The sequence below is a fragment of the Fibrisoma limi BUZ 3 genome (assembly GCF_000296815.2).
GTDB classification, from domain to species: Bacteria; Bacteroidota; Bacteroidia; order Cytophagales; family Spirosomataceae; genus Fibrisoma; species Fibrisoma limi.
On the sequence record NZ_CAIT01000010.1, the window covers coordinates 423,739 to 450,413 of the forward strand.

Here is a 26,675-nt window from a genome sequence, read left to right on the forward strand (position 1 = left end):
AATATTGATAAAACTTAAAGATATATTACCGGTTTTAATAAAACTAAAAACTAATAAGTTAGATTCTAAAATCATTATAACCTTAAAGCTTGTCAGTTAACCGCCTGATTTTTATTTCTGTATGCTCTATTAATTTCAGTCGTAAGAAAAAAATTGTAAATATTGACATGTTACCGCAGGGAGTACATGAACTTACAGAGGCTGACAATTTAGCCGGAGATTGACTAATCACACTGTCTTGCAGAGCAGGTTATTGAAAAGAACTTGATTGCAACTGTAATTTATTTGTTGATTAGTAGCAATTAGGTAGTCGTGAGATAAGGAAAGATTTGAACTTAATAATCGAAATCTTATACGCATAAAAGAATCATATACAATTATAGCTGAGAGATAAGTAAGAAGGGGATCTTTTAGGTGAGGCTCGCAAATAGTTGTTATAGATTGTTTATAAAAATGTCATATAAGGTAACTAAAGTTTCTAAATTAATCCTATACTCTCCAGGAAGAATAAGGCTTTAAGAAATTAAATGATAAAATAAGATAACGCCTGACACCTTATTTCGTCTAAAGAAACAGAGATGTTTCTCGATAAAGCAGGCATACAAACGATATAGAAGTAAATGATTGATTTTATACAGAACGATACGCTCGGCGGGCAAACATCCATGAGTTTACTTGTACACCAGTTATTTAATCTGCAAGTGTCGTCAGCGCCTGATGCAATTGCGGTGCTCGATGATCAACAGCGTATTTCATTTCGTGAATTGAATCAACGGGCATCCCAACTGGCTGGTTCTTTACTGGAAAGAGGAGTAAAGAAAGAAGATATCGTTGGGGTCTGTCTTAATCAATCGGTCGAAATGGTAACGGCAGTCCTGGCTATTCTAAAAGCTGGCTGTGCGTTTGTTCCTATTGATCCATCACATCCTGCCGAGCGAATCTCATTTATTATACAGGATACTGCTACAAAAATTCTGTTAACAAATTCGACTTATTACCCGGCATTACACCCATACAGCCGCGAGTTTTCTTCGGTTTCAGTTATAAATATAGATTACCAGCAAACAGATTTTTACAGCAAGGCTCCATCAACACCAGACGTAGAGGTTGGACCCGCTGATCTGGCATATGTTATTTATACATCTGGTTCGACAGGTAAACCAAAAGGTGTATTGGTCGAACATCGATCCATAGCCAGCTACATTCAGAATAGCATTCAGGCGTATACGTCCAATGAGGCTATTCATAGTACGTATGCGCACCTGACGTTGTCTTTTGACGCGTCACTGACGGCTTTATTTGTGCCCCTGGCCACAGGTAAAACAATGGTAATCAATCGAGCCAAAGCGCTCGATGCCTTTGATAATGAAGCGTTTGTGAATGGCGCTTCGTACGATTTTCTTAAACTTACTCCCGCCCAGTTGTTTCTGCTCGACAAAGCTAAAGATGAGCAGGCGAAATTTGCGGCTCGCAAAATTGTGGTGGGTGGAGAAGCGCTTTACCCGCGGCATTATCAGTTCCTGGCCGACAGTGGGGCGGAGGTTGAAATAATTAATGAATACGGTCCAACCGAAGCAGCTGTTGGCTGTATTACGTACACATTTGCCGCGTCGGCCAACGTACCGGTTTTCCAGAATGGTCTGTTGATTGGCAAGCCGATGCCCAATGTATCTATTTACATTTTGGACGAAAACCAACAACTGGTTGCCGTCGGCGAACGGGGTGAAATTTATATCGGTGGTGTGCAGGTAGCCCGGGGGTACCTGAATCGCGACGACTTGACGCGCGAGCGGTTCCTACCCGATCCGTTTTCAGGTCAGCCGGGTGCCAGAATGTATAAATCAGGTGATGCAGGACGCCGGCATCCTGACGGCAACATCGAGTACCTCGGTCGGATCGATGAACAGGTAAAAATTCAGGGGTACCGAATTGAACTGGGTGAGATAGAAAACGTACTGCTTCAGCATCCCGATATAGTTCAGTGCGCCGTAAGCGTAGTCGACAACGAGATGCTGGAAAAACGGCTGGCTGCCTACTACGTGGGTCGCACGGCCGATCTGGAACGGAGCGATCTGGTTAAGTTTTTAAGCAGTCGGCTACCGGCTTATATGGTTCCGGCGTTGTGGACAAAGCTTGATAGCCTGCCCCTGTCCGTCAACGGAAAAGTGAATCGGCAACTGTTGCCAAAACCCGAATCGAAACGGTCGGCGCTCAATACGCCTTACCTGGCGCCGGTTACTGCTACCGAGAAAAAAATTGCCATCATATGGGCTTCGGTGTTGGGCTTCGATAAAGTCGGTCTGACCGATAATTTTTTCGAGCTGGGAGGTACTTCACTGTTGAGCGTGCAATGTGTAGCGCTGATTAAGCAGGAGTGCCGCGTTGATATTTCGGCTACCAAACTATTTCAATATCCTACAATAAAAGCGTTGGGCGCGTTTCTTGATCAGGCAAAAGGAAGCAAAAAGTCGAAGAAATCAGCCCGGCCAAGTACCCGCCAGGTAAATCGGGATGTTGCCGTAATTGGCATGGCCGGACGATTCCCGGGAGCCAACACCATCGACGAGTTGTGGGCAGTGCTTAGTCAGGGAAAAGAGACCGTCCGCTTTTTCGGAGAGTCAGACATTGATCGATCGGTTCCGGCCTCGCTGCGCAACGATCCTGCCTACGTGGGTGCCCGGGGTGTTCTCGATCAGGCCGATCAGTTCGATGCGGCTTTCTTTGGCATACCGCCCCGGGTAGCCGAATTAATGGACCCGCAGCAGCGCATTTTTCTGGAGATCGCTTGGGAGGTGCTCGAACAAACGGGCTACCTGCCCGGTCAGTACGATGGAAAAGTGGGCGTCTATGCCGGGTGTGGTAATAACACGTACTACATCCATAATGTCCTGCCAAACCGGGAGCTTGTTGGTCGGCTGGGTGATTTTCAGGTGATGTCGCTGAATGAGAAGGATTACATTGCCTCTCGTACGGCCTACCAACTAAACCTGACGGGACCGGCCGTTAGTGTGTATTCGGCCTGCTCTACCTCGCTGCTGGCCATCACGCAGGCTGTCGACAGCATTCGCCTTGGCCATTGCGATCTGGCTCTGGCTGGAGGAGCAAGTGTTACGTCACCCGTAAACAGCGGCCATTTATACCAGGAAGGCGCTATGATGAGCCGCGACGGCCATACCCGTTCGTTCGATGCGGCAGGGACTGGTACAGTCTTCAGCGACGGTGCCGGGGTAGTGTTACTGAAAAGTGCCGAAGCCGCCCGGCGCGATGGTGATCGTATCTTTGCCATTATCAAGGGGGTAGGGGTTAACAACGATGGAGGAGGTAAAGGAAGCTTTCTGGCCCCCAATGCCGAAGGGCAGGCTGGCGCGATCCGAAACGCAATGGAAGACGCAGCCGTCGCTCCTGCTTCGGTTCAGTACGTCGAAGCGCACGGAACAGCTACCCCTCTGGGTGATCCGATTGAAATAGAGGGACTGAAACTGGCTTTTGGTCCCCAGACCGAATCACAATACTGCGCTCTGGGTTCGATTAAGAGCAACATTGGCCACCTCACGCAGGCAGCGGGTGTGGCGGGTTTTATTAAAGCTACCCTTGCGCTGTATTACCGGCAAATTCCACCTTCATTGGGGTACGACAAGCCTAATCCGGCTATTGATTTCGCCGATAGTCCATTCTATGTCAATACCAAACTAACCGAATGGGAGTCCACCTCGGTACGTCGGGCGGGGGTTAGTTCGTTCGGCGTTGGTGGTACAAACGTGCATGTCGTGCTGGAAGAAGCCGCGAGCACGATCCCTGAATCAGGTCCTGGACGGCCTTTTGAATTGATAACCTGGTCGGCCCGGTCCGCAGCGAGCCAGGACGCGTATGCCTACGTACTGGCCGACCACCTAGGGGGGCAAATGCAACATCAACTGGCCGACGTTGCCTACACGCTCCAGACCACCCGCCCCGACTTTACATACCGCCGGTTTGTGATAGCCGCTACCTCCAGCGAACTGATCGATGCGTTGCTGGCTGATAATTCGTCGGTTATGCAGGCCAAGCGTCTGGAAGAAACGCCTGATGAGGTCGTATTTATGTTTCCCGGGCAGGGGTCGCAGTACCTTACTATGGGCCGGGAACTCTACCTGAACGAACGGACGTATCGCCAGGCGGTTGATGAGTGCGCGAAGTTGCTGGAAGCGTATCTGGAGACAGACATACGTGAGGTCCTATTTCCGAAAGAGAACAACCCCGCGGCTGAAGAACGGCTGAAAAATACGCGCTATACGCAACCGGCTCTGTTTGTGACCGAATACGCTTTGGCGCGTCTTTGGGAAAGTTGGGGTGTTCGGCCGTCGATTTACTGCGGGCACAGCATTGGCGAGTTCGTCGCAGCTCATCTGGCGGGTGTTTTTACGCTGGCCGATGCACTCCGATTGATTGCAACCCGTGGTCGGCTGGTGAGTCAGTTACCTCGGGGCAGTATGTTGTCGGTCCGGAAGGAAGCCGAACAGGTGAAGGCCATCATGCCAGCTAGTTTGAGCATGGCGGCAATCAACAGTCCTTCTTTGTGCGTCGTGGCAGGGCGGGATGAAGACGTAGCTACCTTCGCGATGCAGTTAGATAAACTGGAAATTCCTAATCAGGTGCTGCAAACCAGCCACGCGTTCCATTCCGATATGATGGAGCCTATTGTGAGCGAGTTTGCCGACATCGTGAGGCAGATACCACTGAGTCAGCCACAAACCCCGATTGTATCGACCGTTACGGGTACGTGGTTAACCAGCGCAGAGGCTACTGACCCGGCCTACTGGGCCAATCATCTGCGCGTAACGGTTCGGTTCTCGGATGCCCTTCACACCCTGATGCAGCGGAAACCAGTGCTGCTGGAAGTGGGACCTGGTCATGTCACGACCGTGCTGGCCCGGCAGCAGGCAGGTGCCCGGCAGGATTACGTACTAACCAGCCTCGAACCGCGCCGGGCCTATACGAGTGAATACCAGTCGATCCTGAAAGCGCTTGGACAGCTATGGCTTCACGGTATAGAGCCGGATTGGAAAGCGTTTTACGCCGACCAGAACCGGAACAGACTTAGGTTGCCAACCTACGCGTTTGACCGAAAGCGTTGCTGGGTCGATCCCTTACCCGTTGCTTCGCCACCGATACCGGAGCCGATTATTTCAGTCAAAACACAAGAAACAAAATTAATTGAGTCAAGCTATACCTATCCACCCCAGCAACCCATGAGAAAAGATGTACTCATCACGAAGGTAAAGGAGATCCTGGAAAACGCGTCAGGCATTGAGCTCGACGGTGTTACGCCCGATATGAGTTTTCTGGAAATTGGGTTTGATTCACTGCTGCTGACCCAGATTGCGATCACACTCAAAAAGGAATTTAAGCTGCCGATTACGTTCCGGCAACTTAACGGCGAGTATGCTACCCTACACCTACTGACCGATTATCTGGATCGCCAACTGCCGGCTGATGCCTACGCACCCCAGCCTACCACGCAGCCGGTGCAGCCGGCTCTTGCCCCCGTAGCGGTTAATGCGCCCGTTGCTGCGCCGGTTATGCCCACGGCGCCCCCTGTTATGCTTCCTGACGGTAACGATTCGGCACTGGGGCTGATTGCTCAGCAACTTCAGATTCTGGCCAGGCAGGTGGCGCTCCTGCAGGGGGGGCAACCGGCGATGCCAGTTCCTGTACCAGCCGCTCCGGTTCCGGCACCAGTTCCTGTCGTACAATCGGCGAAAAAGCCGGAGATAACTGCGGTCAAAAATGGCAGCGGGTTAACCCCCGAAGAAGTTGCCGAACTGAAAAAGCCATTTGGCGCTACGGCCCGGATCGAGCGGCAGGCTACCGAACTGACCACCCGACAACAAACATTTCTACAGGAGCTCATTGATACGTACACCCAGAAAACCGCAGGTAGCAAGGCGTTCACGCAGGAGCATCGGGCGCACATGGCAGACCCCCGGGTTGTATCGGGCTTCAAACCGCTGACCAAAGAAATCGTATATCCGGTTGTTGTCAACAAGTCGAAGGGCAGCCGCCTGTGGGACGTTGACGGTAATGAATATATTGACGCCCTGAATGGCTTTGGCTCCAATATGCTTGGTTACCAGGCCGATGTCATCCGGGAAGCACTTCATCAACAGATTGAAAATGGCTTTGAGGTTGGACCGCAGCACGAACTGGCCGGCGACGTATGTAAGCTCGTTTGCGAGTTTACGGGCTTCGATCGCACTGCACTCTGCAATACCGGCTCCGAGGCTGTGCTGGGGGCCATGCGAATCGCCCGTACCGTAACGGGTCGGTCGCTGATCGTTGCCTTTTCGGGCTCGTACCACGGCATCGTCGACGAAGTGATCGTTCGCGGCACCAGGCAGTTGAAATCGTTCCCGGCCGCTTCAGGTATCATGCCCGAGTCCGTGCAGAACATGCTGATTCTGGACTACGGTACGCCCGAGAGCCTGGCCATCATCAAAGAGCGGGCCGACGACATTGCTGCTGTGCTGGTAGAACCCGTACAAAGCCGCCGACCGGAATTTGTACCAATCGATTTCCTGAAGCAGGTCAGGACCGTGACGGCCGAAAGTGGTATTGCTCTGATCTTCGACGAGGTAATTTCCGGGTTCAGAATGCACCCTGGCGGAGCGCAGGCCCTGTTCGGTATCAAAGCTGACCTGGCCTCCTACGGAAAAGTTGTTGGGGGAGGCTTGTCTATCGGCGTCATATCGGGTAAGAAAGAGTTCATGGACGCGCTGGACGGCGGGTATTGGCAGTTTGGCGACCCGTCGGTGCCCGAGGTTGGCGTTACATACTTTGCCGGTACGTTTGTCCGCCACCCGTTGGCGCTGGCCGCGGCACAGGCATCGCTACGGTACATGAAAGCCAAAGGCCCTGCCCTGCAAAAAGGACTGACCGATAAAGCCGCTTTTCTGGCGGGTATGCTTAACGCGCATTTCACCCGGTATCAGCTTCCCATGTTCGTCGCCCAGTTCGGGTCGCTCTGGAAGCTGAAATTTACGGAAGAAATACCCTACAGCGAGCTGCTGTTCACGCTGATGCGTCAGAAAGGTATTCACATACTGGACGGCTTCCCGTGCTTCATGACCGAAGCGCACACGCCCGAAGAAGTTAGCCTGATTGGGCAAACCATGATTGAGAGCGTCGACGAATTAGTGGAAGCCGGTTTCTTCAAGGCGACACCGCCCACTGAGGAGCCTATTGAACGTCGGCCTTCGCATCATGTCTTTTCGGTGCCCCCGGTGCTTGGTGCCCGCCTGGGAATGGATAAAAAAGGGAATCCGGCCTGGTTCGTACCAAATCCAGATCAACCTGGTCACTATCTTCAGATTGAATTAAACTAGTTGGGAATGATTGCTAACTCTACCGCCTTAGAATTTGTAGCTGTTGATTTCGATCCTTTTGCAGGACCTGAAATTGTTCGGGTAGCACCATCCACCCAACCGCAGGTTGAAATCTGGACATCCTGTCTTGTCGGTGGCGACGACGCCAACCGGGCTTTCAATGAGTCGATTACGCTTCGGCTTAAGGGTGTTTTCGATCGGTCGGCAATGGAACAGGCTTTTTCGATGCTCATCCAGCGGCACGAAGCCTTGCGTTCCGGGTTCAGTGCCGACGGCCGGTACGTGTGCGTGTACAACGAGCTACCCGTACCGCTGTATTATCAGGACCTCAGCCAGCGGTCGGCATCTGAGCAGGAGCGGCTACTGGCCGACTACGTAAAAGGTGATGCACTGCACCTGTTCAACCTGAAGCAGGGGCCGCTCATCAAAGCTGGTCTCTTTCGGTTAGCACCTACCGAACATTGTCTCGTGTTGACGGCCCATCACATTGTATGCGACGGCTGGTCGATCGGGGTAATTTTGCAGGATATCAGCGCGCTCTATTCGGCGTTTGCGCAGAACCGTACGCCCGTGCTGAATCACGCACCTGACTTCAGTCAGTATGCTGAGGAGCAACTCCGATTTACGGAAAGCAACGAATACACCGAGATTGAGAAATTCTGGCTCGATCAATACAAAGGCAACGTACCGGTTCTGAAACTACCGACCGATTTTGAAAGACCGGCGTTACGTAGTTTCAAAGGCCGTCGGCAGGACTATGATCTGGATAATGAACTGGTAGCCTCCCTTAAAAAAACAGGGCAGAAAGCTGGCTGTAGCTTTGTTGTTACGCTGATGGCTGCCTTTGAAGTGCTGCTGCACCGACTAACGGGGCAGGATGACATCATCATTGGCTTACCAACGGCCGGGCAGGCGGTTACCGACAACTATGGGCTGGTGGGTCACTGCGTGAACCTGCTGCCGCTGAGAAGCCGCCCAAACCTGACGCTTAGCTTCCATGATTACCTGCAACAACGCCGGGAGGCCTTCTACGACGCCTATGAGCATCAGCAACTGACGTTCGGCAGTTTACTTCGAAAGCTGAAATTGCCGCGCGATGCCTCCCGGGTGCCCATGGTACCTGTTACGTTTAACATCGACCTGGGCCTTGATGATGCCGTAGAATTTTACGGGCTTGATTACCAGTTGATCAGTAACCCGCGCGAATACGAAACGTTTGACCTTTTTGTCAACGCTACGGATTCTAAACGGGCCTTGACGCTGGAATGGTCGTTCAATACGCAATTGTTCAGGAATGAGACAATTGACCGTATGATGGCCGAGTTTAACCACCTGCTGCAAGCCGTTGTAGCAAATCCGTCAACTCCGCTCAGTACTGTTTTGTCTACGGGTACGCATCAGCCCGCCCGGTCAGTTAGCAGTCAACCGGTAATTGAAACGGTCGATATTCGTAGCGATGAGACGTTGCATCAGCTCATTGCGCAAACAGCAATTACTCATCCCGACAAACCGGCGTTGGTATTCAATGGGAAGGCCGTCAGCTACCGCGAACTGAACGAAACCGCTAACCGGGTAGCGCACTTCCTGATCCAGAAAGGGGTGAAACCTGGTGATATTGTTGGCGTAGCGTTAGAGCGGTCGTCTGACCTGCTTATTACGTTGCTGGCTATCCTGAAGTCAGGTGCCGCTTACTTGCCGCTTGACCCGGAGTATCCGCACGATCGAATTACGTTCATGCTTTCTGATGCAGCCTCCCGGCACTTCATTACGTCGAAGAAGTACCGTGGAGCAATCAGAAGTCAGGCAACCGAATTGTTGATTGAGTCAGCCATTGACGCATCAGCATCCTATCCGGCTGATGAACCAAAGGTAGCCGTTGGGGGCGATGATCTGGCGTACATCATTTATACATCGGGCTCGACCGGAAAGCCAAAAGGAGTACTGATCCGGCATTTCGGCCTGATTAACGTGCTCAGAAGCATCCTTACCGAACCCGGTGTTCAGTCAGATGATCGCTGGTTGGCCGTATCAACCATTTCGTTTGATATGTCGGTGCCCGAGTTATTTGTGCCTTTGCTGGCGGGTGCAACGGTCGTGTTGACGGGAACCGAAATCACTAAGGATGGCCGGGCGTTACTTCATGCCGTCAACCAGTACGGAGTTACAATCATGCAGGCCACGCCAACCACCTGGAAGATGATGCTGGCTTCTGGCTGGGAGGAGACCGTGCCCGTTAAGGTTATTAGCGCCGGGGAGCCGCTGTCGAAAGACCTGGCTCAGAAACTGCTTCAGAAATGCGACTCGCTCTGGAATCTGTATGGCCCAACAGAAACCACAATTTATGCTACAATAAAGCAAGTGCAGGCAACGGATCCGGTTATTACCATTGGTCATCCGATACAGAATTACCAGATTTTTATTCTGAACGAAGATCAGCAGCTTGTACCGCAGGGCACTGTTGGCGAACTATACATCGGCGGCCACGGCGTAGCAAAGGGGTATCTGAACCGGCCGGAACTAACGACGGAAAAGTTTATTAACAGTCCAATCGATTCGTACAAAGGGACTTTATACCGTACCGGCGATCTGGGCTTCATCACAAACGAAGGGGAAGTTCAGTGCCTGGGGCGCACAGATTATCAGATCAAGATCCGGGGCTATCGCATCGAAGCGGGTGAGATTGAACGGATAATAACGGCCCAGCCGGGCGTAAAAGAGGCCGTTGTGATTGCCCGCGAAGATCGCCCCAACGACCAGCGTTTGACGGCGTACGCGATTATGCAGCATTTGCTGCCGGATAGTGCTTTCAATCAGGAAGTAGCAAAGTGGAAACAGGCGTTGCGGGCTGAACTGCCGAGCTTCATGATTCCCGTCGATTACGTGCAGATGACTGCTCTGCCCATGACGCTCAACGGGAAGATAGACCGCAAGGCGCTTCCCCGGCCTAATGCCCAGGCGCATACTGATGAAGAACCTGCCAAAACAGCGGTTACTGAGCTTGAAAAGCTAATTACAACCATCTGGACCGAAGAAATCGGTATCAAAGACATTGGCGTTACCGACGACTTTTTTGAATTGGGTGGCCACTCGCTAACCGCAGTACACGTGATGACCAGGCTTGAAGAAGTCACGGGCAAACGACTGCCTCTATCGACGTTGTTTGAACACCCTACGATCCGACAACTGGCGTCAATATTGGAAAGCGACAAAAAGGCAACCACCTGGAAGTCGCTGGTACCAATTAAGCCGACAGGCAGCAAAATGCCGGTGTATCTTATCCACGGCGGAGGGTTGCACGTATTGAATTTCAATTCGTTTGCTATGCACATGGACCCGGAGCAGCCGGTGTTTGGTTTGCAGGCGTTTGGTTTGCACGACGGTGACGAGCCCCTGGATAGCATGGAAGCTATTGCGGCCTTCTACGTAAGTGAAATCATGGCTCAGAACCCAACAGGGCCGTATGCCATTGTTGGTTACTCGTTTGGTGGATACATTGCCGTTGAAATGGCGAGGCAGCTAAAGCGGATGGGTAAGGAGGTGAAGTTGCTTGGTATGATGGATACCGATGCGCAATCGAGCCCCTACCAGTTGTTCGAAAGCCGGACGTTGAAGCAAAAGCTTATGCGTCAGGTGGTTAAAAGTAAGTCGATTTTTAAATCACTACTTGGGCAACCCTGGCAGACGTTTACGTACCAATGGCAGTACTTCCAGCAGTTGTTAAAATCCTGGTCAGAACCCGTGTCGCCAATTGCAGAAGTCCCGTCGGAACACCTGGCGCAGAATCTAAGGAGAATCAATGAAAAGCACGAAACTGCTTACAAGAATTACACCATGAAGCCCTACGAAGGTAAGATTCACCTCTTCAAGGCGGAGATTGGCCCGTATTTCGGAAAGGCATTCGAATACCTCGGCTGGGAGAAGTTTGCCATGAAAGGTGTTGAACTTTATCATGTATCGGGCAATCACCTGACGATGTTACTCCCCCCATACGATAAGGGGTTTGCCCGTACGTTACAGGACGCGCTGAATAAATGCTGATGACTGAGCAGATCGTTGTAGCTTAGCCATTGTATGTCAGTAGTCATCGTACGTTGCGGGTCACTGGGCGATGTGTCGTGGCTGGATGCGGACCAGTGGCAATGGGCCAATGAGCCGCTTTTGTTTCGGGCATCAGTAGAGGAATTTACGCCTTACATCCCTCAATTTGAAGCTGTGCTGTCGTCGGCCGAACGCCAGCGTGCGAATCGTTTTCATCAGCCGGCTGACCGGCAGCGATACGTACTGGGTAAAGTGGTGTCGCGGTTCCTACTCGGAAAACTGTCGGACCAATCTCCGGCTTCGGTTCAGTTCGCGGTAGACACTAGTGGAAAGCCGCACCTGCTGGATAATGATCAGGTGCAGTTTAATATTTCACATGCCGGTAACTGGGTACTGGTCAGCCTTGCGGCTGTGGCGGTCGGTGTAGATGTTGAACAGGTCCGGCCGTCGTTTCGCTACGAAGGGGTACTCGCCCACAGCTTTTCTGCCGAAGAGCAACGCTATGTTACGGAGAGTGCCGATCCGCGACGAGTGTTTTTCCGGTTATGGACGCGGAAAGAGGCCCTGGCAAAAGGCATTGGAACGGGTCTTCTCGACGATCTGACCAACCTGCCGTCGCTTGATGGCAACCACGCACTTGAAAAACAAGCTGGCAGCTCGCTTCACAATTGGTCTGTGTTGAGCTTCAACCTGGTGACCGATTACGAAGCAACCCTGGCCTGGACCGGGTTATCCGACCAAACCAGGGTTGCGTTTTATCATCTTGGACCGGGATCGTTGCAGGCCGCTCATTAGCGGGAGGTCTGCCATTTAGATACTTCTGGTTGAAGGTAGGGATTTGAGTACGTTTCCAGACTCACAACCGCTTCGTCGACGGTATTGTCGATAAATCGTAAGCCTTTATTAGTGGCCCCGTTTGAGGCAAATCCAAATACGGGCGCCCCATTGGCCTGCACACCCGACGCCCAAACGGAATTCTTCTGAATCAATACATTATCGAGCGCGGCTGTGAAGCCAATCTCGTAAACGTCGCCGTTACTGGCTGTTGGGGTATAATTAATTTTGTTTTGAGATACTTCAACCTTAACTCCTGACCTTGATCCGTGTATATAATAGCCGACGCGTGGGCCATATTGACTCCGGACGGACGGAACCGATATCTGAACACTGTTATTGGCTACCTGGACGGTGCCGGAAGTCGCATTCAAACAGTCGACATCTATCCCCTTAAGTACCGGATTAATAATCTGATTCTGAGTAATGTTGACACCCAGAAAAGCGGAGCCAAAACTCCAGATGCCATATAGACCGTTTGTTACGGTATTCCTGGTAATGAGAGAGGCCTCCCGCGTATTGAAAATTGGTTTATCGTCGGCGAAATTGGCGACTATGCCTTTTCCATTACGTAGTGAAAAGGAGGCAAAATTGACTACGTTCTGTTCGCAGATGCTGCCGGCGTAGCCGTTTATTTCGATACCGGTATCTTTTGGATCGTTGACGGTATTACCGGTTATGAGCGTTTTTGTGCCCACTGCCGATATGCCGAAGCCAATCGTTTTGAACGCAAGCGTAACGCCCGTTGTCGAAACCTTGTTGTTTCGGATGATGGTACCCGAAATATTACGCCAGTCTTCGATGCCCATCCGGCCGATGTTTTCCAGCACATTGTTTTCTACAATGCAGCCTGTTGCCGGGGAGCCGGAAGCGTTGCCGATGCCCGACAAGCCATTGTTCACCGTATTGATAATGCGGCAGTTGCGAACGGTAACGTTGGAAGCCCCATTCTCCGAATAGGTTATACCCGCGCCTTCGCAATAATTGTTTTCCAGCACAACACTTTTCGATTTAGCTCCTCTTACTACGATAGCTTCCATCGGATGCGTTGAAATAAACTCACTGTTCTGAATCCGTATCTGCGTCGAATTGATGATTTCAATCAGCGAAGCGTTCCAGATTTCACCACTGTGAAACGCAGTCAGAGGCTTGTCAATTCGCAGGCCATCGATGGTAATATCGGTCTGGCCACTGATCAGAAAATGTAGCCCACCGTCGTGGAGCATTCCTTCCCAGACAACTCCGGCCTGAATGATCGCGTTTTTGGCAAAGGTTATCCGGCGATGAGAAGGGATATTAATGGTGCTGGCGATCAGGTATTCGCCGGGGCCAACTAACAAATCTGGTACGCTGTTAATAGCCGTTTGCAGGGCCGGGGCGTTGTCGTCGCTGGTAGAGGTTACGCCAAACCAGGCGGCACTGGCAGCCCCGGAGTAGCTACGTTTGTAGCGTTTGCCGTTGGCCGTGACGAGGATTGTGCCGAGGTTATCGGCCGAAGTGCGATCCGCTTCGTTCAGGTAAAATATTCCTGTTTTATCTGTGTCGGTAATGTAGATACCACCCGGCAACTGCCCGGAGTGCAGGGCCCGTGCTTGAGCAATGGTCATGGTATCCAGCGTTGTCAGATTTGGTTGTGGCGACACGAGGTCAGCATCATTGTCCCGCGAACGGCAATGCTGAAGACCAAGCCAGATCACAAACACACAGAGATAGCGTAATAGAGCTACCATGGCTAAATACATGATTTTTTAAGTTCTGGAATTCGTTTAGATTCGTTGAGTTGCGATTATTGTTTTGCCTGATCAGTCGTTACCCTGTTCCGGTACATAGACACCATTGTAAGCCAGACCCAGCTGAATCCAGCCCTGAACATCGTAGCATCGATGGGTTAGGTAATTCCAGATCGCCAAAATGTTAGCGATGGGAAAGTCCTCCATCTCACGCTGGCACCTCATGTGCTGATCAAATCCTATGAATAACCGGATGGTATAGTCCAGTACGTCAATTACTGTTATCAAAACACCCGTGTCGTGATAACCCGATGCCGTTTTGGTTCGCTCAATACTGATATGACAAATAGTAGTAGCGGGATTGAACGAACGGTTACAGGCTATCTCTACTAATGTCAGGCCGTCTGGTACGCTTAATGCGCTTAACGGCATCAAAATCGGTATCACCTGATGAGTCTCGACCCAATCGCTCCACATGCCGTTAACGGGTGAATCAAATGTAATGAAAATTGTGCTTTTATTCGTATCCGCAGGATCAATATAAACTCCTGATAAATAGGCAGTAACGGGGCCGTATTCGTCGGTTGTGACTTTGGCCTTACACGAGATGTAATTTGCTAAATCATAGGCGGTCAATTGGTTATTCATACTACTGAGGATGGTACGTTAAACTAGGTATAAGGCAATCGACCGAATAGATAGTATACTTAATGCGCTGGGGTTCCATCATCATTGATATGGCGAATAAATCGGGCTGGATTACCTGCCCAGATCTGATTGGCCGGAATGCTTTTACTGACCAGCGACCCCGCGCCAACAATTGAGTTTCGTCCGATGCTGACGCCTTTAAGAATGGTGGTGTGTGCTCCAATGAAAACATTATCGTCGATCAATACCGGAGCCGTTTTGGTGAAGGCATCATCTTCGATTGGGGACGTACGAATAGTTGGGTCCAGACTATGAAAATCCGTGTCGTAGATGGCCGTATTGTTACCGATGCGTACGTTGTTACGAATGGTAATCTGTTTTGTGCAGACGATAGACGTGCAACTCATGCCCACATTGTTACCAATGGTCAGGCTGGCACCTTCACTCACCATGAAGAGACACGGTTGCTGCCGGCCAATGAGTGTGTATCGGCCGGAGTGCATCACAAACCGGTTGCCTATTCGGATATATCCCTTCAGGTTGTTGTTGATGACCGGAATGCCGCGTGCAATGAAATCAGTTTGAAAATCAACACCATTAACCTTAAACAGTATGTACGTATAAATTTTAGAATAACGAACGTGAATCGATGTGACAACCAGTTTCCACACTTTGCCGGCTATTCGTAGCGCATAGCTCGGTGATAGCTTACTGACTGAGGTGGAGATCGCAGAATTGGGGTATTCCTGAACCATGAGATTTATAGATGTTGAAGTTTTGCAGCGATTAATGCATTCCTGCATACGTCTTCAGGCGATTGTAGATACGGGTTGCCAGGCTATAGCGTTGTAGTGTCTGTCGTTGGTAATAGTCAGTAACAGCTACGTTGTCAAGTAACCGGAATGTCCTGCGCTCGCCGGAATCGAGTAGGGTACGGTAGCGGTTATACCCGTTCGTATGCGTTGCTTCTTTGCCAAACCCGATATTTTGTACTTTCGATGTAATTGGATAAACCGTAAGGGCATTGGCCTTGAATCGGTTGTAGCAGAATCGAATATCCCAGGCGTCAATTTCCCCTTCCATTTGCCGACGCAGCATACGAACCAGATCGGTACCTCCCTGCATGAATGCTCTCTGTTGTTCACGGTCGGTAATAAACTGATCGTAGTCGGCAATCGACCAGTCAACGCTATGCCAGCGGTCGGCCCAGGTGGCCCATCCCCAGGGGCTATGACGCGGCATGAAGTACGTATCGGCCTGATAGTCCGCAGGGCGCCGGAACGGGAACGTATAGCCCGAAATCGAGAATACACCGGGTTCAGTTGCGTATCGCTTCAGGCATTGGTTCATGTAGTCCAGAAAATTTGGAGCGGTTACTATGTCATCTTCAACAATGATAGCCGACGAGTGCTGGGTAAGTACGTTCGATACGCCCCCAATTATTGAATCAGCACAGCCAATATTGGATTCGGCAAAACTGTACTTAACCGATTTAAAACCTCTTATTTCCTGAACTAATTGCCGAACCTGATTCACTTTTGGCTCATCAATTAGCTTTTTAGGTGCATCAACGAAAACATAGAGATCACTTTGAGCAGCGAGATAATTACGTTGTAGCGCCTGTATTGTCTGATCGAGTTCAGCCGGACGTTTATAGCCAAATAATATAATTGGAGCAGGCATATATTTCTTAATTAAATGCTAACCAGTTACGAACGTTGGGTAATCAACTGTTTCAGAAAAAAGTAGACAAACAGCGTGTTAGTGACAGCATATCGTTTGAACAGTCGGCGTGGTTCCTGTACAAGCCTGAACAACCATTCGAAACCAATACGTTGAATCCACTTTGGTGCCCGTTTTTTCTCGCCGATTAACATCGGTAAAGCTCCTCCAATCCCTAACATGACCGCTTGAATGCGGTGTTTCATGTGTTCCATCCAAAGCTCTTGCTTCGGGCAACCAAGCGCTACGAAAACCAGTCCTGCTCCAGAGTTATTGATTGTTTCAATTACCTCCTTTTCCTCTGCGTCCGTAAGAGCCCGGAAGGGAGGGGAGATGGTACCTGCAATCTTAATAGACGGAAAATTATGCAGACAGAATTGACGTACCCGTTGAAGTACATCTGGTGTGCAGCCGTAGAAAAAAATAGAAATATTCTCTTTTTCAGCCCGGTCTAATAGACTCAGGATCATGTCCATTCCGGCAACACGATCCTGCTTTAGTCCGTATAAACTTTTTATAGCCCAAACCAGCGGCATACCATCGGTTATTGCCCAATCGGCTTTGTTTACAGCGCTGGCTACAGTTGAATGTAAATGAGCTTCTACAACCATATGAACGTTTGCGAAACATACGGTTCTGGACCGGCGATGCGCTGCATTCATCATGATGCCATCCACTAAAGTTTCGTGCGATGCATTCGTTAAATTCAGGCTGATAACACGATGGCGGACCAGATTCTGATATGAGCTTGTTGTGCGTTGTGAAACCAAAATTGTAATAGATTGCAAAGTGAAAAACACAGGCTCAAAAGTAAAGATATAATGCTGGTCTTCAATAGATTACAAAGGCGTCGAAAGTTTGGTTATGTAACTAATTAGTGTATCTATAAATAAGAAATAGATCTGTAATTTTTTAGAGTAAATAAGTCAACACATAAGTGTACATGTAATTGAATTTATACATGCGTTGATACTATAAAATGAGTGGAAAACTTTTGAATGGAATAGCTGAATTGATAAATTTTAATTTCTGATTAATGAAATATCATAGCAAATATCTATTGTTAAAATTCTTTTATTTGATATATGTTGTTTATGGTAATCATTAAGTGGGGACATTGATGTTTCAAGTCTGTGTTAAAAAAAATATCGGTGCTTTAGCCGATATTCCTTGAGTAGCGAGGAAAGATTAATGTCTAGTCTATTAATTAGGAGAATAGTTAAATTAAAAGATGCCTGACTGCCTTATTTAGCTTCGCTAACATACATCTCTTCTGATACTGTAGTAGCTAAAGCTGCGGGATAAAATTCGTCGACAAACTTTTTAATTTTTAAGTCCCAGACTTCCTGCTTTGCGAATTGATACGCAGCTTCTCCCATTTTTAACCGCTCGTCTGGGTGAGTATACATCCATTCAATGGCTTTGGCTAACTCATCGGCAACCTGGTCTTTTGTCTGAATAGAGACTTTAATTCCGTTCGAATCACTAACTAATTCATCCTGGCCATGTAGCGACAAGGTGACGATTGGCAGGGAGAATGCCATTGCTTCAAGAAGTTGATGCGGGCATGAATCACGAAGACTGGTGAATATGAAAGCATCGGCTTCGCGATAAAAATTTCTAACCTCCTGAAACGTTACCTGCCCAGCCAGTCTGACCCGATCAGTTACCTGATAGTGCGATAAGTAATCAGTCAATTGCCCGCTCATTTCACCACTACCACCCACCACGGTTAACGTAATCGGATAGGCTGGATTGACTTTACTAAATGCGTGAATGGTAAGTTCAAGGGCTTTTCTTGGTAATAAGCGCCCTACCCAAAGTAATTTTAACTCATTGCCAGCAGTACGTTTGACTGGCTCCTCCGGTAGAAATGAGGAAGCCAATCCAGCGTCCCATACCCAGTCAATCGGCTTGTTGCGCCGAAACTGCTGAGTAAGCCGGTAGGTATCCTTGTTTGTAACAATTACCCGGGAGGCTAGTCGTAGTGATTTATAAAACCCTGGATTCAGGCGTTGCAGGAGCTTACTGACCAGACTTCTGAGTTGTTCGCGTTGCCAGTATTTGCCGAAATAATCTTTCAGGATGGCCGGCGCTTCCTGTCCGCCACCAACAGGTCCGAAAATGAACGGTATTTTCAGCCGGTACATAAAACTACCAAGCTGAATACTGCCGTAGGTTACGTGATGGACAAGAGCATAGCGTTCACGGGCATTCAGGCGTTTAGCCGTACGATAGGCCTGCCATTGCCAGTAGAGATAATGAAAATAGAGACCGAATAAACCTTTGTAGTAAAGCCGGTCTACCCACTTCGGCACCCGTACGTAATGCACCCGCAGGTTCGGAAAAAGGCCTTCAGCCAGAATTGGGTCAATAACCTTCTGACCATCGCCCTGGGTAAGGCAATGCACTTCTACGTCATTCATACTTAACGTAGAGGCATACGTCCAGCCGGTCAACTGCTCGGAGCCCTGATAGGGTACGCAGGCATAAGCTGATAGAAGAACTTTCATCATGCCCTCAGACAGTTTTTACCAGGCCAACTTTGCGCAGCAGAAAACCGATGCTGATCCGGGAAATATCGGCTACGAAATAAAGCAGCTTAGTCTTTGAATGGGCCTTTGCAAAATGATAACGGGCTTTCAGATAGGTTGGCGACTTAATGGATGTGAAGCCACTAAAAAACTCTTTCCAACTGATTCGGCGCTCCGTCTGAATCCCGGTTTCATTGACGTATTCGTACACCAGACTATTGGTATTAACAACCAGCGGAAAACCGGCTTTGCGAGCTCTAACCGAAAAATCGATGTCGGACATGTAGTGGATGTAATTGGTCGCATCATACAAACCAATTTTTTTGAACACGATCATGGGAATCAATGCACCCCGCCCGGAAAGCGAATCGGAGTTCAACCACGCGGCTTTTGCTTTGAGTTCCGGGTAACTGTAGTTATAATCCGCGGCTAAATTCTTGCCACCAGCAGTATACAGTTCAAAAGCGGTTCCGGCAAATTCCAGTTTGTCCGGATTTTCACTATCCACGCAGACAGATCCAATCAGGCATGGCTTATGAAGTTCATACGCATCGATCAACGTTTGCAGGTAATTTGCTTCAACCTTTGTATCGTCGTTGAGGGTCAGCACGAAGTTATCTTCGCCTTTCACCTCATGCATAAGTGCATACCGAACCCCCCAGTTTGTACCTTCTGTCCACCAGAGATTACCATTTCCGTGAAGTAACACCACTGAAGGGAAATCCTGTTCGATCATTTCCGAAGTGCCATCGGTTGAGCCATCGTCTACAACGATAATGCGAAAATTCCGATAGGTCTGTCCCACAAGACATTCCAGGCACTGCCGGGTATATTTTTTACGATTAAATACGGGTATGACTATGTTGATCATAAGGCTGTCCGAACTGAGAATAAGTGAAATCCATCTGGGGAAGAGTCGCAACAAACGGATCGGGGGCCGGAGCTGCTACGAATGCATGATACATACCAAGGCCTACGAAGCTCCAGTAACACAGAGGAAACTGATACGAAATGCCGAATACCAGCGCCCCAGCTATATAGCTAAAAAGCACAAGCTGATCGATGGTCAGATAGCGATGGCGCTTATACAAAGCCCATAAAGTCGCGGCTATGATGGTAAGGCTTAGGATCAGGCCGAATAAGCCATAGTTATAGAGGAGGTCAACGTACTGCGAGTGAATAACGGTACCTTTTTCGGAAAAGCCGTCATTTTCCATAATCTCGCCCTCTTCATAGCCTTCATAGCGCCAGCCAAAAACGGGACGTTCCGCGATTTTCTTCCAGTAATATAATGTTTGCTCGTAACGCCAACTGCCTGTTTCGTCCTCCGTTGGGGTAAGAATACCGCCTATATTTTCAAAAAAAGCTTGCACCCGGGTTGGCGAAATAGCCGTTATAATGGGTGCACCCAGAAAGATTAAAAGTAGGATGGTGCCGAGACTGCGCCGAATCTGTAAGCGGCTGTTCGGTATTTTACCCATTGCGGAAAATCCGATGATAAGCAGAGCAGAGAACGAAATAGAAGCAATAACCGACCGATGCATCAGTAAAACTGTGTACGTGAATACGGCAATAGCTTTTAACAAGTCCGTCCACTTATATTTTGTGATGTATTGAACGAAGTAGTAAGTGAAAGGGATAATCATGTACAACGCTTCAGAGGCTTCCTGTGTGCGTGTATCAGGCGTAAGACGATACGTGAATATTTTGCCTAATGCTATCTGATTAATAAAATAAAATAAAAAGATTAGCCAGACAACCGTTTTAATGGGAAAAGGCGAGAACTTTACCGCAATAAAATAGGCGATCAGCGCTACACCGCAAAAGAAAAATCGCTTTACGACGAAGGGCGAATATAAGATTTGGTTATACGTATATAGCGACTCAAGAATAAGACCGACGGTTCCAATAATTAATCCGTACAAAACAAAATTGTATATTGTGGGAAAACGATATAAAGCCAGAATGAATAGAAATGGAATCCCAAAAACAGCTACAATATTATTCATTTGATAAGCAATCACGCTCTCAACGTCTCCTCCATAACACATTGCTTCTGTTGCGAACAGAATTATAAAAAATAATACATATCCAATTTTTTGTTTCATAGTGACCAGTAATTAATCTACGAAAACATAATCTTAATAAATAGAATTGCCGCTTCTTATATTTTCTTAGACGGAGAAATATATCACCAGTAACAGCCGCCCTCTACTAAATTACTTTGTGTAGGTGTTTCTGTCTTTGCCGGCCTTATCCAATGTTCATTTTGCAAGGCTGCGTATTTAGGTTTATTGTCCCAACGAGCCCCTTTTATACCAAACAATACTTGTAACACGCCACCCATATGGACCGCTTTTTTCCCTATCGACTTAACATGAGCGGCCAGATGCATCCCATAAGCACCGGCCCCAATCAATGCAACATCAAACTCAGTTTGATCTATTTGTTTACACATGCTGTCTAAAGCATCAAACCAGGTAGCAAATTCTGTGTGTGAATTAGCAATCGATTGAACGGCTTTTATTGTCTTCAGGGTAAAATTTGGTAAAATATCAGGATTTTTAAACAGTAAATGCCTTTGATTATACTGGGATTGAATACTACGTTCAAATGGATGAATAACAAGTACGGTTTTGCCTTCAAGCGCTTTGGTCCACGGATTATCAAAAAAGAATGGTTCAAAATCGTCAATTGAAATGCGCGTAACGTTTGAAAGATAAGTTTCTAAATGCTTCTCTTCTTTTAACCAGGATACCAGGATGTCAATCTTTGATAGGTTTTGTAATGTCTCATCAGCAAATCGTTCAAGTAGTGTTTGGTCTGTAGGAAAAAATCCAGACCAAATACTCATATTATTTATAATACTTTTCCGCCATCCGATAACATTAATCTCATCCATTAAATACCGTCGCAGCGTTTCTAGATCAAAACGCTTATACTGGGTCATATAATGAGCTGCAACGCAGTTCAACTCAGTTGCTCCAAACCGAGTAATCATGCAAGGGCTATCATTAGTCAATAAAGTAGCGATCGCATGATTGGCTTGTTGGCCAACAAAGTCATAGGCCTTGCCGGCTGGACTATCATCGACCTGAGCATGGTTTGTAACTATTTTTGTAACTCCTTCGTAACCAAATTTAACAAGTCGCAACAAGGTTGTAGACCAGTAAAGACGCTCAACTGCTCCCAAATTGTGAGAATAAAATGATTCATTTGCCATTGTCGTCAGCTTATCGGTTTATTGAGTGGCTTGGTATCGCTTTTTGTTTGATTTTTTGCACAAGGATACCGACTTGAATACGTATCTCCGGAACAGTGAAGTAAAAACAGGCTGTAGCCATCAGAACAAATAAGAAGGCTACCAAAAACACGTGTAGAAGTGATCTATAAGTCAGGCTGTGTAAATAAAACGCCAGACAAGTCATAATCAAAAGAGGAATTAGGTTAGGTTTGACCACTTGCCATACTTCTGACTGCTTAAGATTGATTACGTTGGCAAGATCAAGTTGATAATACCAAAGCTCAGTGGTTATATAACTAATGATTAGAGCTGCTATCAGACCAACTACACCGAAATACATTGTAAGAGGAAAGATTAGCGCCAAGTATAGAATTGATCGATAGATCCCAACTTTACTATTTCCTTTAATATTTCCAGCCGAAAATGAAAAATTAGAATTGCTATACGTATAGGAAGAGATAACTATTGATAGTACAATAAGTATATTCTCTACATCTCCAATATAATTCTCGGGGCCTACCCAAAATTGTAAGAGCGCTTCGTTGAAGATTATAAAACCAAATGAAATGATTAAGGATATGAATAAGAAGCCTTTCAGGAATTGGATGTAAATTCTTTTTACAGCGTCAATGTCGCCTTTGCCAAAGCTATGAGACATAGAAGGTAATAAGGCGTAGGTTGTTCGATTAACGAAACCACTAAAAATATTTTGAGGGCGCCTGCTTAATTCTAATTGTGTAATAATGGTTGGCTCAAGAAATCTAGAAACGACAATCAGGTCTATGTTATTGGCGATAGTGACGCCCATTTTATTAGCAAACGTGTACGAAAAAATTTTATAGAAGCTTTTGAAGTATTGTTTGTCGTATAATAATTTGATAGCATCTTTCCGCAATGCATATAGGAGAATAATACCATTACCAATAAAATACAAAATACCGGTTACAGCGCGGCTATAGCCAATGCTTAACAGGCCCCATCCCTGAAGGAGACCATAAATTGTAATAAAAATGCCGACAAGTTGTGATATCAGATACACCAGTCCAGTGTAAGCGGTATGCTGTAAACCCTGGTTAACGCCAACCAGAGAGTATGTACATAACGAAAGACATGATCCAACCGAAGCCCAGAGGAACGCTTCCTGAAGCACGGATGTATATTGCCACCTTCCTAAATCTAAAATGGCTGGTATATAATGTTGAATGAGAAAGCTAACGGCGAAGGAAGCAACTAATATAAGCGAACATAGTATCAGGCCTGACGTAATCAGTTTAGATAGCTCTGTTTTATTGGCCTGTCCGGCTGAATAAGCAACTTTTTGCTCTAATGTAATACCTACGCCTGGCTCAATAATTGTTATCCATATTAATATATTCCCACTAGCTAACCAGTAGGCATACGTTGTACCTTCTATGTAGTGTAGATACAATGGAGCCATTAATATCCCACTGACTATACTTAGCACAACGGATGAATATTGATAAAATAGATTCCAGTATGTTGACTTAGTTAAGGCCATAAATTAGAATAATATAAGCTAGGACCTATTATTTAAATTTGAGTATACTATTCTAATTCACTACCAGGCGTTTGTCTTTCCTGTAAACATTGGCTTAATCGTCCACCAGCAAATCTTAATATCTAGCAGCAATGAGCGTCTTTTTATGTAGTGCAAATCATACCGGAGCCGGTGGTGCATCTTAAGTGTATTATCCGTTACACCACGTGCCCCACGTACCTGTGCTAAACCCGTAATGCCCGGAATTACCTCGTAGCGTCGGGGATAGTCCGGCAGTATTGTCCAGAATTCAGCATCGTGTTGTATGGCGTGTGGACGTGGGCCAACAAGACTCATCTGCCCCAGCAGTACGTTGAAAAACTGAGGCACTTCGTCCAGATTGGTCCGACGTAGCCAACGACCAATGACGGTTACCCGGCTGTCGTTGAAAGTTGCCTGTTTAAACGTAGCATTTTTGGCAGAGTCGTACATCGTCCGCAGCTTATAGCATTTGAAAGGGCGACCTCTCCGGCCCGTTCGCCATTGAACATAGATGATAGGACCCGGTGAAGTCAATTTAATGACAGCACCCAGTACCGGAATGAACCAGCTAAGTACGAAGATGGTCACAAATAGAGAGACGAGCAGGTCGAAAAGGCGTTTTAAGGTGTTGCTATAAAACTGCTTTGTATTTAGTGACCTTCGCTTTGTCTCTATTTGAACAGCATCTACGTTTAATGAAGTGATCATCGTTGAAATGGTAAAGCAAGTTTTTAGGAATCAGGAAAACGACAGCCATTTTTTCTTACCTAATAAGTTACTGGTATAGCTATACATTTTAGCGTAATAGTAGGATTCGTCTTTATCTATGGCATTCAGAATTATATTCAGCTTCTTGAATCGCTGTTCCCGGAAAAGCGACTCGATATGTCTTAAATAATTTTTAGGCGTAACGTCATGCCGGACTACAAAGAATGACATATCTGCCAGTGGAGCGACCAGGCGGGCATCTGAAACTAAACCAATAGGAGCCGTATCGATAATGATGTTATCGAAGTGTTCGCGAAGTTGGGCAATTAGTTGTTTGAGAGGTTGTCCGCTGAGTAGTTCGGATGGATTAGTGGGCGGTGGTCCACTCGGGATAATGAATAGATTATCGTATCCGGGAACTGGTTTCAGGATGTCATAGACCGTACATTTTCCGGTCAAATAACTGCTTATTCCTGTTGTATTACTCCAGTTAAATTCCTTGTGCAACCGAGGCCGGCGAAGGTCCATATCCAGTATTACGGTTGGTTTGCCGACCAGAGCCAAGCTAGCGCCAAGGTTTAAGGAAATAAATGATTTTCCTTCACCACTGATGCTCGAGGTAAGTAATAAAACCTGACTTTTATCGGATTGAATGTCGGGCAGACTAGCTCGTAATGTCCGGAATTGTTCAGCAATCAGCGATTGATTTGTCATCGTGACGACTAAGTAATCCGGTTCCTGCTTACGGGTTAATTCACCAATGATTGGAGCCTGCGTAATCTTTTCAACATCGACCCGACGCGTTACACGGGTATTGATCAGCTCACGGCTACCGATTATACCAATCGGAATAATAAAACCGAGGAATCCAAACAAGCCATAGATCATCAAAGGAACTGGCTTGATGGGGGCGTCAGTACTTTGAGCGACGTCGATAGTCCGACTATCAGAAATGGCCGATGCATGCGAAACGGCAGTTTCTTCCCGCTTCTGAAGCAGGTATGTATACAGGTTATTCTTTATAGCCTGTTGTCGTGAGATGGTTAATAATGTTCGTTCTTTCTGCGGAATGGTGCGGATTGAACTTTCGAGCTGTGCGTTTTTTGCGCGATACTGTTGTTGAGAACTCATCAGCATTGTCTTCATTGTTCTGATGTTGTCCTCCATATTACCTTTCAGCGAATTGATCTGTGTGTCAATTGTCTGAATCAGTGGGTTTTGTTCAGATGTTGTACGAACTAATTGGCTACGCTGTAAATCCAGTTGGGTTAGCTTTTCAATCAAACTGAATAAAACAGGATCATTCAGGCCTACCAATGCAGGTGTAGCGCTCCTGTCCAGCGAGCGATTGTTGATATACCGTTGTAAATCACTCAGCGTAGTTAGCTGAATATTTACCTGATTCAAAAGACCATCGTTCTGTTGAATTGCCTGCAAAAATGAAGCAGACTGAGTGCTCAAATCCGTTATTCCTTGCGTGGCTTTGTAGCGTTCTACTTCTTTTTCAACAGCCGTTAACTCGCCCGAAAGAATAGCCAGCCGATCTTCAATAAAGCGCAGCGTATTGGCCGCCACTTTATTCTTATCAATAATAGCTGCCTGGTTATATTCTTCGATCAACTGGTTAAGTACAGCTTCTCCTTTTTCCGGAACCGCATCTTCAAGGGTTAACACGACAACCGTTGAAGCTTTACTGGTCGGCTCTGCCTGAAGTGTTTTGAGGTAGCCATTGACCGCAGCCGGACGCTTCATTGCCTGTACCAGCACCTGGTTAGTCGTATCGCCAACAGCCCTGCGCGTTTTGATCAGAAAACGACCCTGTGGTGTTTTGATACGTTGATTAAGCGGATAAACCTGCTCATTTATTTCTACCGAACTGCTGTCGATGAACGTGAGCAGCATTGGCGCTTCGTATAACTCGGGTTTGCCAAACTCAATAAATACTTCTACCGGAGAGGCTTTGTATATTTCCCGTTTGCCGAAAGCCGTTTTCTCAAAATACCGTACGTCGAGATGCAATTTGTCTACAACGCGGTTCATGAGCGTGTAGGAACGGAGAATTTCAGTTTCATTTTCAACCACTTTTTTAGGAACATAAGCATCCAGTTCTTTTAGTGGCTGATCGCGTTCATTCCCTTTCTTTTCGTCCTGAATCAGCAGGCTTGCCTGTGTTTTGTATATGGGTTGTTTATAAGCCAGATAGGTGTAGGCAGCAACCAGAAAAACGCAAACAGAAAACAATATCCAGGGCCAGTTCCTGGTAAATTTTGGTAGCAAATCACTCACACGAAGCTCTTCCGGCTCCATCATTTTATA

General features: G+C 47.4%; 15 protein-coding genes. 3 read left to right on the forward strand and 12 right to left on the reverse strand.

Going from position 1 to position 26,675, the window contains the following annotated elements:
- The first annotated feature begins 620 nt into the window (after positions 1 to 620).
- Genes BN8_RS29775 through BN8_RS29785 form a run of 3 tightly spaced genes read left to right on the forward strand, consistent with a single transcriptional unit; the run spans position 621 to position 12,194 of the window.
- Complete coding sequence (locus BN8_RS29775; RefSeq protein ID WP_009285678.1) at positions 621 to 7,361, forward strand: type I polyketide synthase; 6,741 nt, start codon at positions 621 to 623, stop codon at positions 7,359 to 7,361.
- Positions 7,362 to 7,367: 6 nt separating this feature from the next.
- Positions 7,368 to 11,399 carry a non-ribosomal peptide synthetase gene (locus tag BN8_RS29780; protein WP_009285679.1) on the forward strand — a complete coding sequence of 1,344 codons (4,032 nt, stop codon included), beginning with the start codon at positions 7,368 to 7,370 and terminating at the stop codon, positions 11,397 to 11,399.
- Between the two features lie 33 nt (positions 11,400 to 11,432).
- Positions 11,433 to 12,194: a 4'-phosphopantetheinyl transferase family protein gene (locus BN8_RS29785; RefSeq protein WP_009285680.1), complete on the forward strand. Its 762-nt coding sequence runs from the start codon at positions 11,433 to 11,435 to the stop codon at positions 12,192 to 12,194.
- On the opposite strand, the gene BN8_RS29790 is transcribed toward BN8_RS29785, so the two are convergent.
- The 12 genes from BN8_RS29790 to BN8_RS29845 form a co-directional block, all read right to left on the reverse strand.
- Positions 12,191 to 13,963, reverse strand: coding sequence for a putative phage tail protein (locus BN8_RS29790; RefSeq protein ID WP_192579107.1), 1,773 nt, complete (start codon positions 13,961 to 13,963; stop codon positions 12,191 to 12,193). The genes BN8_RS29785 and BN8_RS29790 overlap by 4 nt on opposite strands.
- Before the next feature lie 72 nt (positions 13,964 to 14,035).
- Positions 14,036 to 14,611, reverse strand: coding sequence for a hypothetical protein (locus BN8_RS29795; protein WP_009285682.1), 576 nt, complete (start codon positions 14,609 to 14,611; stop codon positions 14,036 to 14,038).
- Between the two features lie 59 nt (positions 14,612 to 14,670).
- Positions 14,671 to 15,366: an acyltransferase gene (locus BN8_RS33820; protein WP_144051855.1), complete on the reverse strand. Its 696-nt coding sequence runs from the start codon at positions 15,364 to 15,366 to the stop codon at positions 14,671 to 14,673.
- Between the two features lie 31 nt (positions 15,367 to 15,397).
- Entirely contained in the window at positions 15,398 to 16,294 is an 897-nt protein-coding gene (locus BN8_RS29805) for a glycosyltransferase family protein (RefSeq protein ID WP_009285684.1), read from the reverse strand.
- A gap of 26 nt (positions 16,295 to 16,320) precedes the next feature.
- On the reverse strand, positions 16,321 to 17,121 hold the full coding sequence (locus BN8_RS29810; protein ID WP_229368456.1) for a WecB/TagA/CpsF family glycosyltransferase: 801 nt from the start codon (positions 17,119 to 17,121) through the stop codon (positions 16,321 to 16,323).
- 456 nt (positions 17,122 to 17,577) lie between these two features.
- Complete coding sequence (locus tag BN8_RS29815; protein WP_040007070.1) at positions 17,578 to 18,849, reverse strand: glycosyltransferase family 4 protein; 1,272 nt, start codon at positions 18,847 to 18,849, stop codon at positions 17,578 to 17,580.
- A gap of 4 nt (positions 18,850 to 18,853) precedes the next feature.
- Positions 18,854 to 19,738: a glycosyltransferase family 2 protein gene (locus tag BN8_RS29820; protein ID WP_009285688.1), complete on the reverse strand. Its 885-nt coding sequence runs from the start codon at positions 19,736 to 19,738 to the stop codon at positions 18,854 to 18,856.
- On the reverse strand, positions 19,710 to 20,975 hold the full coding sequence (locus BN8_RS29825) for an O-antigen ligase family protein (RefSeq protein ID WP_051041161.1): 1,266 nt from the start codon (positions 20,973 to 20,975) through the stop codon (positions 19,710 to 19,712). The genes BN8_RS29820 and BN8_RS29825 overlap by 29 nt, the downstream gene beginning before the upstream one ends.
- 83 nt (positions 20,976 to 21,058) lie before the next feature.
- Positions 21,059 to 22,090 carry a hypothetical protein gene (locus BN8_RS29830; RefSeq protein WP_009285690.1) on the reverse strand — a complete coding sequence of 344 codons (1,032 nt, stop codon included), beginning with the start codon at positions 22,088 to 22,090 and terminating at the stop codon, positions 21,059 to 21,061.
- Positions 22,091 to 22,100: 10 nt separating this feature from the next.
- Entirely contained in the window at positions 22,101 to 23,630 is a 1,530-nt protein-coding gene (locus BN8_RS29835; protein ID WP_040007072.1) for a lipopolysaccharide biosynthesis protein, read from the reverse strand.
- A 60-nt stretch (positions 23,631 to 23,690) separates the two neighbouring features.
- Complete coding sequence (locus tag BN8_RS29840; RefSeq protein WP_009285693.1) at positions 23,691 to 24,359, reverse strand: sugar transferase; 669 nt, start codon at positions 24,357 to 24,359, stop codon at positions 23,691 to 23,693.
- 30 nt (positions 24,360 to 24,389) lie between these two features.
- Complete coding sequence (locus BN8_RS29845) at positions 24,390 to 26,669, reverse strand: GumC family protein (RefSeq protein WP_229368460.1); 2,280 nt, start codon at positions 26,667 to 26,669, stop codon at positions 24,390 to 24,392.
- Between the last annotated feature and the right edge of the window lie 6 nt (positions 26,670 to 26,675).

What these genes read in the sequence shown, in the direction of transcription:
- BN8_RS29775 (WP_009285678.1), top strand. Translation starts at nt 621, where the DNA reads ATGATTGATTTTATACAGAACGATACGCTCGGCGGGCAAACATCCATG.
- BN8_RS29780 (WP_009285679.1), top strand. Translation starts at nt 7,368, where the DNA reads ATGATTGCTAACTCTACCGCCTTAGAATTTGTAGCTGTTGATTTCGAT.
- BN8_RS29785 (WP_009285680.1), top strand. Translation starts at nt 11,433, where the DNA reads ATGTCAGTAGTCATCGTACGTTGCGGGTCACTGGGCGATGTGTCGTGG.
- BN8_RS29790 (WP_192579107.1), bottom strand. Translation starts at nt 13,963, where the DNA reads ATGGTAGCTCTATTACGCTATCTCTGTGTGTTTGTGATCTGGCTTGGT.
- BN8_RS29795 (WP_009285682.1), bottom strand. Translation starts at nt 14,611, where the DNA reads ATGAATAACCAATTGACCGCCTATGATTTAGCAAATTACATCTCGTGT.
- BN8_RS33820 (WP_144051855.1), bottom strand. Translation starts at nt 15,366, where the DNA reads ATGGTTCAGGAATACCCCAATTCTGCGATCTCCACCTCAGTCAGTAAG.
- BN8_RS29805 (WP_009285684.1), bottom strand. Translation starts at nt 16,294, where the DNA reads ATGCCTGCTCCAATTATATTATTTGGCTATAAACGTCCGGCTGAACTC.
- BN8_RS29815 (WP_040007070.1), bottom strand. Translation starts at nt 18,849, where the DNA reads ATGATGAAAGTTCTTCTATCAGCTTATGCCTGCGTACCCTATCAGGGC.
- BN8_RS29820 (WP_009285688.1), bottom strand. Translation starts at nt 19,738, where the DNA reads ATGATCAACATAGTCATACCCGTATTTAATCGTAAAAAATATACCCGG.
- BN8_RS29825 (WP_051041161.1), bottom strand. Translation starts at nt 20,975, where the DNA reads ATGAAACAAAAAATTGGATATGTATTATTTTTTATAATTCTGTTCGCA.
- BN8_RS29830 (WP_009285690.1), bottom strand. Translation starts at nt 22,090, where the DNA reads ATGGCAAATGAATCATTTTATTCTCACAATTTGGGAGCAGTTGAGCGT.
- BN8_RS29835 (WP_040007072.1), bottom strand. Translation starts at nt 23,630, where the DNA reads ATGGCCTTAACTAAGTCAACATACTGGAATCTATTTTATCAATATTCA.
- BN8_RS29840 (WP_009285693.1), bottom strand. Translation starts at nt 24,359, where the DNA reads ATGATCACTTCATTAAACGTAGATGCTGTTCAAATAGAGACAAAGCGA.
- BN8_RS29845 (WP_229368460.1), bottom strand. Translation starts at nt 26,669, where the DNA reads ATGATGGAGCCGGAAGAGCTTCGTGTGAGTGATTTGCTACCAAAATTT.